Origin of the sequence: Methyloceanibacter superfactus (assembly GCF_001723305.1) — a bacterium.
GTDB lineage: Bacteria > Pseudomonadota > Alphaproteobacteria > Rhizobiales > Methyloligellaceae > Methyloceanibacter > Methyloceanibacter superfactus.
This window is the reverse complement of record NZ_LPWF01000016.1, coordinates 135,520-148,127: the sequence shown is the minus strand read 5'-3', so window position 1 is coordinate 148,127 and position 12,608 is coordinate 135,520. Positions and strand designations below refer to the sequence as shown.

Below are 12,608 nucleotides of genomic sequence, written 5' to 3'. Positions count from 1 at the left end.
AGATGACGCAGGAGCCGACCCCGCGATGGATGATCAAATGGCTCCTAGGGGCCTAGACCGCGCGATGCAAGCGCTCTCTTTTCGATTGCAACTCGCTTGCATTAGGAGCGATGCATAACGAGTTCTGTTTCAGGAACTTCGCGGCTCTCGTCACGCTTGTTATGGACAGAATTTAGCCCGAAACGCAAAAAGCCAGGGGGGAGAATGTTCCCGAAACCGCGCCAAGACCTCGTACCCAACACCGCCGAGTTCGAACGTCTGCCTTTGGTCAAGGTCACCGGATTCCGCGAATATGACGCGCGGTGGCGCTACCCTGAGGAGATCAACCTGCTGGGCATGGAGGCGGTCGGTCTTGGGCTGACCACCTTGATGCGGGAGCGCGGCGTGCCGGTCCGCATCGTCGTCGGCCACGACTTCCGCTCTTATTCCTCCGCGATCAAGGCTGCACTCACCACGGGCATGCTCGCCGGCGGCGCCGAGGTCCACGATATCGGCTTGGCGCTGTCGCCCATGGCATATTTCGCGCAATTCGAGCTCAAGGTCGAAGGCGTCGCCATGGTCACCGCGAGTCACAACGACAATGGGTGGACCGGCATCAAGATGGGCATCGACCGGCCCCTCACCTTCTCGCCCGACGACATGACGGCGCTGAAGGAGATCGTGATGAACGCGAAATTCGCCCCCTATCACGAGGGCGCCCGTTACATCTATGTGCCAGACTTGGCCGAGCGCTACATGGCGGATCTGCTCAAGCGCCCCAAGCTGATGCGACCGCTCAAAGTGGTGGTGTCATGCGGCAACGGCACCGCCGGCGCCTTCGCGCCGCATGTCCTCGCCGAGATCGGCTGCACCGTCATCCCGCTCAATTGCGAGCTCGATCACAATTTCCCCGCCCACAACCCAAACCCTGAAGATCTCGGCATGCTCAACGCCACGCGCGATGCCGTGCTCGAGCACAAGGCGGATCTCGCCCTCGTCTTCGACGGCGACGGCGACCGCTGCGGCGTGGTCGACAATACGGGTGAGGCGATCTTCGCCGACAAGGTGGGCGTCATGCTCGCCCGCGACATCGCCGCGCAAAATCCGAATGCGCATTTCGTGACCGACGTGAAGTCGACCGGTCTGTTCCAGACCGATCCCGTCCTCAAGCAACACGGCGCCAAGACGGTCCTGTGGAAGACCGGCCACTCCTACATCAAGCGCTACAGCCACGAGACCGGCGCGCTGGTCGGCTTCGAGAAATCGGGGCACTTCTTCTTCAATCCCCCTCTCGGCCGGGGCTATGACGACGGCTTGGTCTCCGCGCTCGCGGTGCTCGACATGCTCGACCGCAACCCCGGCAAGACCCTCGCTGAGCTCAAGGATGCCCTGCCGCGCACCTGGCAGTCGCCCACCATGTCGCCGCATTGCGCCGACGAGGTGAAATACGACGTGGTCGACCGCGTGGTGAAACATTTTCAGGACGTTGCCGCAAAAGGCGGCACGCTCGCGGGACAGAAGATCCGTGAACTGATCACCGTGAACGGCATCCGGATCGTTCTCGATGACGGCACATGGGGATTGGTCCGCGCCTCCTCCAACAAACCGGAGCTGGTCGTCGTGGTAGAGAGCCCGACGTCGGAGGAAAATATGCGCGCGATCTTCGCCGAGATCGACGCGGAACTCGCCAAGCAGCCGGAGGTCGGGGAGTACAATCAAAAGATCTAGGAGAGGTCTCGGAATGCGATGACCGCAACAGAACCGTCAGATCTCTGTCGCAAATTTGCAATCCGAATCTGCTTCCTTGCACGCTTGTTATGATCCATTTCGATTACACAAGCGCCGTCTTCGCAGTGGGCCTCATCGTCGGCCTCACCCTCGATTGCCTGCTGCTGCGCACCCTCTTCTTTCCGCCCTTCCGCATCTGGCCCACGCCGGCGCCGGGCAGCTGGCAGAGCCTCACCTTCTGGGGACTGTTCCGCGGCGGCATGGTGCTGACCTTCGTCGTCGCCGTTCTCGATTGGAACGCGACCTCGCTGCTCGATTGGACACGGTTCATTATCGGACTGCCGCTCGGCCTCGGCGGACTGTTCGTCACCGTCTACGGCTACTTCAATCTCGGCCTTGGCAACACCTATTGCGGCTCCGACGGTCTCGTGAGCCACGGCCTGTATCGCTTCAGCCGCAACCCGCAATACACCGCCTCGATCGTCGGCCTGATCGGCCTGTCGATCGGCGCCAACTCAATCCTCACCATCGTCCTCTCCTGCGTGATGATCGGCGCCTATGTGCTGATGTCCTTGGTCGAAGAGGCGTGGCTGAAGGAGCATTACGGCACGAGCTACCGCGAATATTGCGAGCGCACCGCCCGCTTCCTCGACGTCCAAGGTCTCATCCTCGCTATCGGAGATCGCAAGAAACCGTCCCGCCAGACTGGTTGAACCGGCAACCCATACGACGTAGCGGACAAACGGAATTCGTCATGCCCGGGCACTAGCTTGGATCGAAACTCAGATCCGGGGTGCCCGGCATGACGAGATTGGTTTCAGCCAAACGGCGCCGCCGCTATTCGGCCGCCACCGCCCCATAGCTCTCACCCAAGACAATCGCCCGCGCCTCACGCAGCACCTCGATGCCGGCGCCGTCCCGATGGGCGTTCTCGGCGATATGGCGGCGGAAGGCGCGCGCGCGCGGCTGGCCATGGAACAGGCCGAGGATATGCCGCGTCATGGAATTTAGCCGGACACCACGGGCAAGTTCCCGCTCCACATAGACCATGAACCGGTCGAGTACCTCGCCCCGGCTGGGAGGCTTCGCCTCCGACCCGTAGAGCGCGCTGTCCACCCCGGCCAAGAGATAGGGGTCCGCATAGGCCGCCCGGCCGAGCATCACGCCGTCGAGCTGCTTTAGCTGCGGCGCGGCTTCGGCCAGCGAAGCGATGCCGCCATTGATGACGATCTCAAGCTCGGGCCGGCGCGCCTTCAAGCGATGAACGCGGCCGTGATCGAGCGGCGGCACGTCGCGGTTCTCCTTCGGGCTCAAGCCCTGCAGCCAGGCTTTGCGCGCATGCACGATGAACGTAGCGCAGCCGGCATTCGCCACCGTGTCGACGAAGCTGTCGAGGCTCTCCTCGGCATCCTGATCGTCGATGCCGATGCGGCACTTCACGGTGATGGGCAGCGCGGCGACCTCGCCCATGGCCCGCACGCAATCGGCGACCAGCACAGGCTCGGCCATGAGACACGCGCCGAAGCGGCCCGACTGCACCCGGTCCGACGGACAGCCGATATTGAGGTTGATCTCGTCATAGCCCCAGTCCGCGCCGATGCGCGCTGCGGCCGCAAGCTTGTCGGGATCGCTGCCGCCGAGCTGAAGCCCGACAGGATGCTCACCCGGATCGAAGCCGAGCACGCGCTCGCGGTCGCCATAGAGCACGGCTTTTGCCGTCACCATCTCCGTGTAGAGGAAGGCGCGCGCGAGATGAGCCGCAGGAAGCTGCGGCAGTGGCGGTCCGTCCACTCCATCATGGGCGCGACGCAAAAGCGGTGTGAGTCAGATTTCAACGGCTTACGCTCTCGACGAGATTCCAGGCCTGAACATGGCGTCAGGGCGCCGGACCCGCAAGCGCCCAATGCTTAACGCGCGGATCAGTTGGGCGGCGTCTCCTCGGGAGCAGCCTCCTCGCCCTCCGCCGCTTCCTCGGGCTCGGGCTCGGGCGGCGCCACCGGGTGCGGCTGGGCGTTCATATAGGCGGCCACGTCCCAAGCCTCCTGCACCGTGAGCGTGGCTCGCGATAGTCGACGCCCAAAGGCATGTTGGAGCGGATATAGGACGCGGCGTAAGCGATCTTGCCCATGCCTGCGCCGCCATTATAGCTGCCCTCGCCCCACAGCGGCGGCACCGCATAGCCGACCGCCGGGCTTGCCAGCCTCTCCCCTTGCCCGTCCGCCTTGTGGCAGCTGGCGCAGTGCTGGGTGTAGACCGCTTCGCCGCGCCGCGCGTCGCACCGCCGCCGGAAAGCCGATGGGCATCAGCCCCATCCCCGGTACGCGCACGCCTTGCGGCGTTCCCTTGCCGACGAAGACCATATAGGCGACGAGCGCTTGCAGCTCGCGACTGTCGTCCGGCAAGGGCCGGCCGTTCAAGCCGAGCTCGATGCAGCTATTGATGCGCTGACTGAGCGGCAGCACCTGATTGTTGACCATCATCGGAAACGAGGCAACCGTCGAGACGAAGGGCGCCGCGAAGGGCTGCAGACCAGCCTTCAGGTGGCAGCTCTGGCAACTGAGATCGTTGCCCGCGAAGGCCATGTCGGGGTTCTCGGCGCTTCTGCCGATGTAGCGCGGCGTATTGACGATCAGGTCGTGGCCGTAGCGGATCAGATCGTTCTCCGGCCCCGGTCCCAGTGTCGAGACGTCGGCCGCGTACCAGTTGGTCTGCGTGTCCCACAGCAGATAGCCGGCGCAGAAGCCGGCCACGGCCGCAAGCGCGATAAAAATCTCGATGATAAGAGTCCGCAAAACCATCCCCCGACAAATCCGGTCTTTACACTATGCTAGGCGCTGATGTGCCAGGCATGAATCACTATATGAGGGTTGAGCCCCTACGGTTTTGAAAGCATGACAGAAGCCACAGCCGCCGATACCCATCTCGCCATCGATCCGGTCTGTGGCATGAAGGTCGATCCTCATGCCGGCAAGCCCAGCCATGACTATCAGGGGCACGTCTACCATTTCTGCTCCGCCGGCTGTCAGGCGAAATTTGCCGCAGACCCCGAGCGCTATCTGAACAAGCAGGACGAGCCGGAGCCTGCGCCGCCCGGCACCCTCTACACCTGCCCCATGCATCCGGAGGTCGTGCAGGAGGGGCCGGGTCCGTGCCCCATCTGCGGCATGGCGCTCGAGCCCATGGGCGTGCTCCCGGAGGATGCGCCCAACGAGGAGCTGATCGACTTCACCCGGCGTCTCAAGGTCGCCGTGCCGCTGTCGGTCGTCATCGCCGCCATCGACATGAGCGCGCATGTCTTCGGCATCGATCTCCTGCCCTTCCTATCGCCTAAGGCCGAGCAATGGCTCCTCTTGGTGCTGGCGACCCCCGCCGTCCTGTGGTGCGGCTGGCCGTTCTTCGTGCGCGGCTTCGAGTCGCTGCGTTCGGGCTGGCTCAATATGTTCACCCTGATCGGGCTCGGCACCGGCGCCGCCTATCTCTACAGCGTCGTCGCCACCCTCGCGCCCGGCCTGTTCCCGGCCGCCATGCGCGACGCCCATGGTCTCGTGCCTGTCTATTTCGAGGCGGCTGCGGTCATCGTGGCACTGGTGCTGGTGGGACAGGTGCTGGAGCTGCGCGCGCGGGAGAAGACCGGCGGCGCCATCCGTGCGCTGCTCGATCTGGCGCCCAAGACCGCGTTGCGGGTCCTGAAGGACGGCAAGACCGAGACGGTGCCGCTCGCCGAGGTCAAGGTCGGCGACGTCTTGCGCGTGCGGCCGGGCGACAAGATCCCGATCGACGGCACCGTGACCGAGGGCCGTAGCGCCGTCGACGAATCCATGCTGACGGGCGAAGCCGTGCCCGTGGAGAAGACAAAAGGCGACGCCGTGACCGGCGGCACCTTGAACGGCTCGGGCTCCTTCGACATGCGCGTCGACCGCACCGGCGCCGAGACCACGCTGTCGCAAGTGGTCCACATGGTTGCCGACGCCCAGCGCTCCCGCGCGCCCATTCAAGCCCTGGCAGATGTGGTCGCAGGCTATTTCGTGCCCGCGGTCATTGCCGTCGCGGTTATCGCCTTTTTTGTCTGGGTCTACTTCGGGCCGGCGCCGCAATTGGCCCACGCCCTGGTTGCCGCTGTGAGCGTGCTCATCATCGCCTGCCCCTGCGCGCTCGGGCTGGCCACGCCCATCTCCATCATGGTGGCCACCGGACGTGGCGCGCAGGCCGGTGTGCTGGTGCGCAATGCCGGCGCGCTGGAGCGCCTCGCCGCCGTCAACACGCTTGTGGTCGACAAGACCGGAACCGTGACCGAGGGCAAGCCGACCCTCACCGGGGTGGAGGCCGCGAAAGGGTTCGAGCCGGACGACGTGCTTCGCCTGGCCGCGGCGCTCGAGGCCGGCAGCGAGCATCCGCTGGCCGAGGCGATCCTGCGGGGCGCTGAAGACAAAGGTCTCAAGCCGGAGAAGGCGCAAGGCTTCGAAGCGATCACCGGCCAGGGTGTCAAAGGCCGCGTCGGCGATCGCGACGCACTCCTTGGGAATGCCCGGCTGATGGAAGCATCCGGCATCGACATCGCCCCGCTGGCGGACGCCGCCGAGGCCCGGCGCAAGGACGGTCAGACGGTGATGTTCTTAGCGCCGGCGGCAAGCTCGCCGGCATCGTCGCCGTGGCCGATCCCATCAAGGAAAGTGCCGCGGAGTCCATCGCCAAGCTTCACGCAGTGGGCCTTCGCATCGTCATGGCCACGGGAGACAACGCGACCACCGCAAAGGCCGTCGCCGCCAAGCTCGGCATCGACGAGGTTCATGCAGGGCTAAAGCCGGAAGAGAAGCTGACGCTGATAGAGGGCTTGCAGAAGAAGGGTGCCGTGGTCGCCATGGCGGGCGACGGCATCAACGACGCCCCGGCATTGGCCAAGGCGGATGTCGGCATCGCCATGGGAACGGGCGCGGATGTCGCCATGGAAAGTGCCGGGCTGACGCTGCTCAAAGGCGATTTGCGTGGCGTCGTGCGCGGCGTCAAACTTGCCCGTGCCACCATGCGTAACATCAAGCAGAACCTGTTCTTCGCGTTCTTCTATAACGCGGTCGGCGTACCGGTCGCGGCCGGTATCCTCTACCCCGTCGCCGGCATCTTGCTGTCTCCCATCGTCGCCGCCGCGGCCATGAGCCTGTCGTCCGTCTCGGTGGTGGGCAATGCGCTCCGCCTGCGGCGGATCGATCTCAACTAGCCGAGAGCGGCGGCCGACACCGCCATCGGCGATCCATCAATGATGACGCCGATGAGAAGCGCTACCACGAAGAGCAAGACAAATCCGCCGAACAGACCGCCGAAAAACACGAGGCGGTGATGGCCTTCGTCCAAGAACAGCTCAATGCGCCGCATCCACGCGCGCGGATAGTCGCGGCCGGACACCTGATGCAATGGCCGGGATGAAGATCGATCCATCTTTGCCGTGGTCATTGGCTCTCCTGTTTCCTGTCTAAACTAGGATCCCCAGGAAGATCGCCAATATGGCAAGCACCACAAAGCCGCCAAACAGCCCGGTCAGGAAGACAATCCGCGACCATTTGGTCTTAAGGATGATCTCGCCTTGCCGCGCCTTCTCAGCTGAATAGGCCTCCGGCGCTGTCTCACCTGGCGATCGGCCATTTTAGCGTGAATTTGCTCATAACAGGCTCTCCGACATGAGGTGTAGCGGGGCTAACGCACGAAACGGCCTTGGGTTTCATCCCGCAATCCATGGCCAGCCTCGACAGCCGCCACGGTTCGGATTAGGCATGGCCGCCCGGCTTCCAACCGCCACCCTCGAGGATTAATTCGTCCGCCATGAACGATTCCAGCCGTCAGACCAAGTTCCTGCGGAACTACGCACCACCGGCATATCTCATCGAAGAGGTCGCGCTCGACGTGCACCTGGCGCCCAAGAACGCCCGCATCGCCTCCAAGCTCAGAATGCGCCCGAACCCGAAAATGGCCCCCGGCCAGCCACTGGTGCTGGATGGTGAGGATTTGGCGCTCGAGCGCGTCGCCCTGGACGGCAAGGACCTGTCGCCCGGCGATTACGCGCTTTCCGATGGCTCGCTCACCATTAACAGCGTGCCGGCCCAGCCCTTTACCCTGGAAATTGTCACCCTGTGCGATCCCGAGGCCAATACGGAGCTCTCCGGCCTCTATCGCTCGCGCGGCACCTATTGCACCCAGTGTGAGCCGGAAGGTTTTCGCCGCATCACCTATTTCATCGATCGGCCTGATGCGCTCGCCGTCTACACCGTGCGGATCGAGGCTGATCGCGCCACGACGCCGGTGTTGCTGTCGAACGGCAATCTGATCGAGCAGGGGGACGTTGCGGGCACGGATCGGCACTTCGCCGTGTGGCACGATCCCTTTCCCAAGCCCTCATATCTGTTCGCGCTCGTCGGCGGCGACCTCGCCTCGGTGCATGACAGCTTCACCACCGCCTCGGGCCGAAAGGTGGCGCTCGGCATCTATGTGAAGCCCGGTAAGGAGGACCGCTGCGGCTGGGCCATGGAATCTCTGAAGCGCGCCATGCGCTGGGATGAGGAGCGCTTCGGCCTCGAATACGATCTCGACGTGTTCAACATCGTCGCCGTCAGCGACTTCAACATGGGGGCGATGGAGAATAAAGGGCTCAACATCTTCAACGACAAGCTCGTGCTGGCCCGACCCGATACCGCGAGCGACGCAGACTATCACTCGATCGAAAGCGTGATCGCCCACGAATATTTCCACAACTGGACCGGCGACCGCGTCACCTGCCGCGACTGGTTCCAGCTTTGCCTGAAGGAAGGGCTCACGGTCTTCCGCGATCAGGAGTTCACCAGCGACGTCCGCACCGGCCCGGTCGAGCGCATCATCGACGCCCGCATGTTGAAGACTCATCAATACCCGGAGGATGCCGGTCCCCTCGCCCACCCGGTGCGTCCGGCCTCCTATATCGAGATCAACAACTTCTACACGTCGACGGTCTACGAGAAGGGCGCCGAGGTCTGTCGCATGTTGCAGACGCTGCTCGGCGCGAGACCTTTCCGCAAAGGCCTCGACCTCTATTTCGAGCGCCATGACGGCGAAGCGGCGACGGTCGAGAACTTCGTCGACGCCATGGCCGATGTCTCCGGCCGCGACCTGACGCAATTCATGCTGTGGTACACCCAAAGCGGCACGCCGGAGCTTGCCTGCTCCCTCGACTACGATCCGCACGCCAAGACAGCAAAGCTGCATGTGAGCCAGGTCGTACCGCCGACGCCAGGTCAGACCAGCAAAGAGCCCATGCTGATCCCGCTGAAGGTGGGGCTCATCGGCGCCAATGGCGATGAGCTGCCGCTCAAGCTCAATGGCGAGATACTCACCGACGGGCTCCTCGAGGTGACGGACCGCGAGCAGGTCTTCGAGTTCCACGACGTGCCCGCGCCCCCGACACCCTCCCTGTTGCGCGACTTCTCCGCACCCGTGCGCCTCACCACCAGCCTCGATGCCAATCAGATCGAGTTCCTGATGATGCATGACAGCGACCCGTTCAATCGATGGCAGGCGACGCAAACTTACGCCGGCAATCTGCTCACGGCCGCCGCGCGCGAGGGCGATGTCGGCCGGGCGACGGGCAAGGAGGCGGTGCGGCTCGCCCAGGCGCTCGCCACCGCGGCCAGGGACGACACCCTGCGTCCGGCCTATCGCGCCGAGACGTTGAAGCTGCCGAGCGAGTCCGACATTGCCCGGGAGCTTGCCCGCAACGTCGATACCGACGCCGTGCATGCGGCCCGGGAGGCGTTGCGCGCCAAGATCGGCGGCAGCATCGGCGACACGCTGGCCGCGCTTTACGACACGGCCGGGACGGACGCTCCCTTCTCGCCGGATCCGCAAAGCGCCGGGCTTCGTGCGCTGCGCCTCGCCGCGCTCGATCTGCTGGCGGCGACCAAGGCACCAGGCGGCGCGCGCCGAGCGCACTACCGCGAGGCGTCGAACATGACCGACGCCATCATGGCGCTGTCCATTCTGTCTCAGCTTCAATCGCCGGTGCGCGATGACGCGCTCGCGCATTTCTATGCGCGCTGGGAAGACGAGCCGCTCGTTCTCGATAAATGGTTCGCCGTGCAGGCCCGCGCCACCCGTCCCGACTCCGTGGAGACCGTGCGGGCGCTCCTCACCCATCCGAAATTCTCGCTGAAGAACCCCAACCGCGTGCGCGCTCTGATCGGCAGCTTCGCCCAAGCCAACCCGTCAGGCTTCAATCGTGCCGACGGCGCGGGCTATGCGCTGCTGGCCGGCCAGGCATTGGAGATCGATCGTTTCAATCCCCATGTGGCCGCGCGGCTTCTCGGCGCATTCGAGAGTTGGCGGACCCTGGAACCGGGCCGGCAACGCCATGCCAAGGCCGCTCTCGAGGATCTCGCGGGGCAATCTTTGTCCACCGACAGCTACGAGATCGTGACCAAGACCCTAGGCGACGGTTAGAGTCTTAACCTCTGTCAACGGGTTATTAACCGAATTTCCACAGGTTTCCTCTGGACAGATGCTCTGATCGTCGATTCCATGGACGGAAGCGATTCGGAGATGCGGCAACTTCTCCGGAATACGATCGCGGGAGAAGAAGGGGGACCGAATGGCGCGGGCACGTTCTGCGCGAGGTGAGGGAGTCTTTTCCGTCGCGGGGCCGCAATGGCAGGACCTGCGGCAGATTATCGACCTGCATCTCCCCTCGACTGACGCATTGCGCCGCCTCGTTCCACTTCTCTTGATCGGCTTCGCCGTCGTAGCAATCACCGGCTTCGCCTACCAGATCGGCAACGGCAAGACATCGGCCCTTTCGTCCGCCGAACGCCAGCTTGCCCTGGTCGCCGACGTGACCGCCCTTCACCTCAAGGACGAGACCCTCAGTTCCAGCACCGATTGGCAAGGCGCCCTGGCCGGCAGCCTGCCCAGAGGCGCGACCCGCGACGGGCGGACCGCCCTCCTCGCCGACGCCGAGAGCGAAGTCCAAGCCCGGGCGCCGATCGATAGCCCCCTTAAAGGCAACCTCCTCACGATTCTCGGACCGCAGCAACCCCTCACCATCATGGGCGCCAATGCAGGCGTGCTCCGCATCACCCTCCTCGACGGCACCGATGCGCTCGTCACCGTCCGCAACGTGCCCGAGACCGACGCGCAAATCGCCTTCGTTCAGCCATCAGCGGCGCGCTCGGCGCCTGGCGCAGCGACGCGATCATCGAGATCACGCTCCTGGTGTGCGCCGGATTGGTGCTCGCGCTGTTCGCCGGCGGCCTTTGGTATCTCGTGCCTTCTGCGGCGACACGCGAGAGCAATGACAGCGACAGCCTGACCCAAGAGCTGACCGAGACATTGCCCGGTTGCGGCGTCTGGCGCTGGAACCTCGCCCGGGGCCATGTCCATTGGTCGGCGCCAATGCACCGCCTGCTCGGCCTGGAGCCAACCGGTGACGCGATGCCCTACCGCAACCTGGCCAAGGCGCTGCACCCCGACGACGACCTGCGCGCCGAGCTGGACCGCCATATGCGCGAAGGCATCTCGGCCTTCGATCAATGCTTCCGTCTGCGCCACGCCGAGGGCCATTGGATCTCGGTGCGCTTGCGCGGCCACATCACCCGCAGCCCGACGGACGCCGAGCCCTATCTGACCGGCATGGCGGTGCTCGCCGACGAGGACGCCGTGCCGGGCTCAAGCGACGCCAATGCCCGGCTGCGCGACGCGGTCGAGACCATCTCAGAAGCCTTCGTGCTGTGGGACAACCAGAACCGGCTGGTCATGTGCAACAGCAAATACCAGCAGTTCCACGGCCTAGCCGACGACATGGTGCGGCCCGGTAGCCCCTATGAGGAGGTAATCGCCGCTGCCTCCGAGCCCATCGTCTCCAAGCGCATTGCCGTCGCCGGCCAATATGTCGACGATTCCCGCACCTATGAGGCGCAGATCGAGGACGGCCGCTGGCTGCACATCAACGAGCGCCGCACCCGCGACGGCGGCTATGTGAGCGTCGGCACCGACATCAGCGTGCTTAAGGAGAGCCAGCAGCGCCTCGGCGAGAGCGAGCAGCAGCTTCGCGCCAGCGTCGCCGAGTTGAGACTGTCGCGCCGCGAGCTCGAGCACCAGAAACAGCAGCTTGTCGACCTCGCCGAGAAATATGCCCTGGAGAAGAACCGCGCCGAGGCCGCGAACCGCGCCAAGTCGGAGTTCCTCGCCAATATCAGCCACGAGCTGCGCACGCCGCTGAACGCGGTGATCGGCTTCTCGGAGGTCATGCAGCAGGCGCTGTTCGGCCCGCTCGGCCATCCCAAATATGACGAGTACGCGCGCGACATCTATGCCAGCGGCGCCTATTTGCTCGAGGTCATCAACGACATTCTCGATATGTCGAAGATCGAGGCTGGACGCATGAGCCTCGCGTCGGCACCGTGGACGTGGCCGACATCATCGAGGACAGCATGAAGGTGGTGAGTCAAGCAGCCGCCGACCGCGACATCACGGTGGAGCGGCACGGCCCCGCCCATCTCGCCATCGAGGCCGACCGGCGCGCTCTAAAGCAGATATTCCTCAATCTGCTGGCCAACGCGGTGAAGTTCACCCGCGACAGCGGCCGTGTCGATGTGCATGTGTCCCGGCTTCGCGGACAGGTGAAGATCGCCATCAAGGATACCGGCATCGGCATTGCCGAGACCGACATCGGCAAGCTCGGCCGTCCCTTCGAGCAAGTGGAGAACCAGTTCTCCAAGAGCCATCAGGGCAGCGGACTCGGTCTCGCCATTTCCCGCGCGCTCGTGGAACTGCACGGCGGCACGCTCCAGATCAAGAGCCGCGAAGGACAAGGCACGACGGTGACTTGCACCCTCCCTACGCGCGCGGCGGCCCCGGACGAGGAAGCGCCGCTCGCCAAGAGCGCCTAAAGC

General features: G+C 64.5%; 9 protein-coding genes and 3 pseudogenes. 7 read left to right on the top strand and 5 right to left on the bottom strand.

The features are described from left to right. Nucleotides 1-204 precede the first annotated feature (204 nt). Together AUC69_RS05405 and AUC69_RS05400 are read left to right on the top strand one after the other, a co-directional pair. On the top strand, nt 205-1,707 hold the full coding sequence (locus tag AUC69_RS05405; protein WP_069441240.1) for a phosphomannomutase/phosphoglucomutase: 1,503 nt from the start codon (nt 205-207) through the stop codon (nt 1,705-1,707). A gap of 89 nt (nt 1,708-1,796) precedes the next feature. Further along, on the top strand, nt 1,797-2,420 hold the full coding sequence (locus AUC69_RS05400) for a methyltransferase family protein (RefSeq protein ID WP_069441239.1): 624 nt from the start codon (nt 1,797-1,799) through the stop codon (nt 2,418-2,420). Between the two features lie 124 nt (nt 2,421-2,544). Here the strand turns inward: AUC69_RS05400 and dusA are convergent. From dusA to AUC69_RS18335, 4 genes and pseudogenes are all read right to left on the bottom strand, one after another. Then, nucleotides 2,545-3,506 (bottom strand): annotated as a pseudogene (dusA, locus tag AUC69_RS05395) (tRNA dihydrouridine(20/20a) synthase DusA). 120 nt (nt 3,507-3,626) lie between these two features. Beyond that, entirely contained in the window at nt 3,627-3,755 is a 129-nt protein-coding gene (locus tag AUC69_RS18945) for a hypothetical protein (RefSeq protein ID WP_280136618.1), read from the bottom strand. Then, nucleotides 3,722-3,943 (bottom strand): annotated as a pseudogene (locus AUC69_RS19640) (c-type cytochrome); the annotation flags it as partial. The pseudogene AUC69_RS19640 and the gene AUC69_RS18945, both read right to left, overlap by 34 nt. Next, nucleotides 3,849-4,499, bottom strand: coding sequence for a c-type cytochrome (locus tag AUC69_RS18335; RefSeq protein WP_244500105.1), 651 nt, complete (start codon nt 4,497-4,499; stop codon nt 3,849-3,851). The pseudogene AUC69_RS19640 and the gene AUC69_RS18335, both read right to left, overlap by 95 nt. Nucleotides 4,500-4,598: 99 nt before the next feature. On the opposite strand from AUC69_RS18335, the pseudogene AUC69_RS05385 reads away from it, so the two are divergent. Further along, a pseudogene (locus tag AUC69_RS05385) lies at nt 4,599-6,919 on the top strand (heavy metal translocating P-type ATPase). Here the strand turns inward: AUC69_RS05385 and AUC69_RS05380 are convergent. Next, the gene (locus tag AUC69_RS05380; protein ID WP_141700604.1) at nt 6,916-7,152 is read right to left on the bottom strand and encodes a hypothetical protein; all 237 of its coding nucleotides are present in this window, start codon (nt 7,150-7,152) and stop codon (nt 6,916-6,918) included. The pseudogene AUC69_RS05385 and the gene AUC69_RS05380 overlap by 4 nt on opposite strands. Before the next feature lie 366 nt (nt 7,153-7,518). On the opposite strand from AUC69_RS05380, the gene pepN reads away from it, so the two are divergent. The 4 genes from pepN (at nt 7,519) to AUC69_RS16080 (ending at nt 12,605) form a co-directional block, all read left to right on the top strand. After that, entirely contained in the window at nt 7,519-10,161 is a 2,643-nt protein-coding gene (gene pepN / locus AUC69_RS05375) for an aminopeptidase N (protein ID WP_069441236.1), read from the top strand. 148 nt (nt 10,162-10,309) lie between these two features. Next, nucleotides 10,310-11,026, top strand: coding sequence for a hypothetical protein (locus AUC69_RS16090; protein WP_141700603.1), 717 nt, complete (start codon nt 10,310-10,312; stop codon nt 11,024-11,026). Then, the gene (locus tag AUC69_RS16085; RefSeq protein WP_141700602.1) at nt 10,930-12,150 is read left to right on the top strand and encodes a histidine kinase dimerization/phospho-acceptor domain-containing protein; all 1,221 of its coding nucleotides are present in this window, start codon (nt 10,930-10,932) and stop codon (nt 12,148-12,150) included. Before AUC69_RS16090 ends, AUC69_RS16085 begins: the two co-directional genes overlap by 97 nt. Next, complete coding sequence (locus AUC69_RS16080) at nt 12,123-12,605, top strand: sensor histidine kinase (RefSeq protein WP_141700601.1); 483 nt, start codon at nt 12,123-12,125, stop codon at nt 12,603-12,605. The genes AUC69_RS16085 and AUC69_RS16080 overlap by 28 nt, the downstream gene beginning before the upstream one ends. Nucleotides 12,606-12,608 lie beyond the last annotated feature (3 nt).

Excerpts from the sequence above, each read along its gene's own strand:
- AUC69_RS05380 (WP_141700604.1), bottom strand. The coding sequence starts at position 7,152 with ATGACCACGGCAAAGATGGATCGATCTTCATCCCGGCCATTGCATCAG.
- AUC69_RS16090 (WP_141700603.1), top strand. The coding sequence starts at position 10,310 with ATGGCGCGGGCACGTTCTGCGCGAGGTGAGGGAGTCTTTTCCGTCGCG.
- AUC69_RS05405 (WP_069441240.1), top strand. The coding sequence starts at position 205 with ATGTTCCCGAAACCGCGCCAAGACCTCGTACCCAACACCGCCGAGTTC.
- pepN (WP_069441236.1), top strand. The coding sequence starts at position 7,519 with ATGAACGATTCCAGCCGTCAGACCAAGTTCCTGCGGAACTACGCACCA.
- AUC69_RS05400 (WP_069441239.1), top strand. The coding sequence starts at position 1,797 with ATGATCCATTTCGATTACACAAGCGCCGTCTTCGCAGTGGGCCTCATC.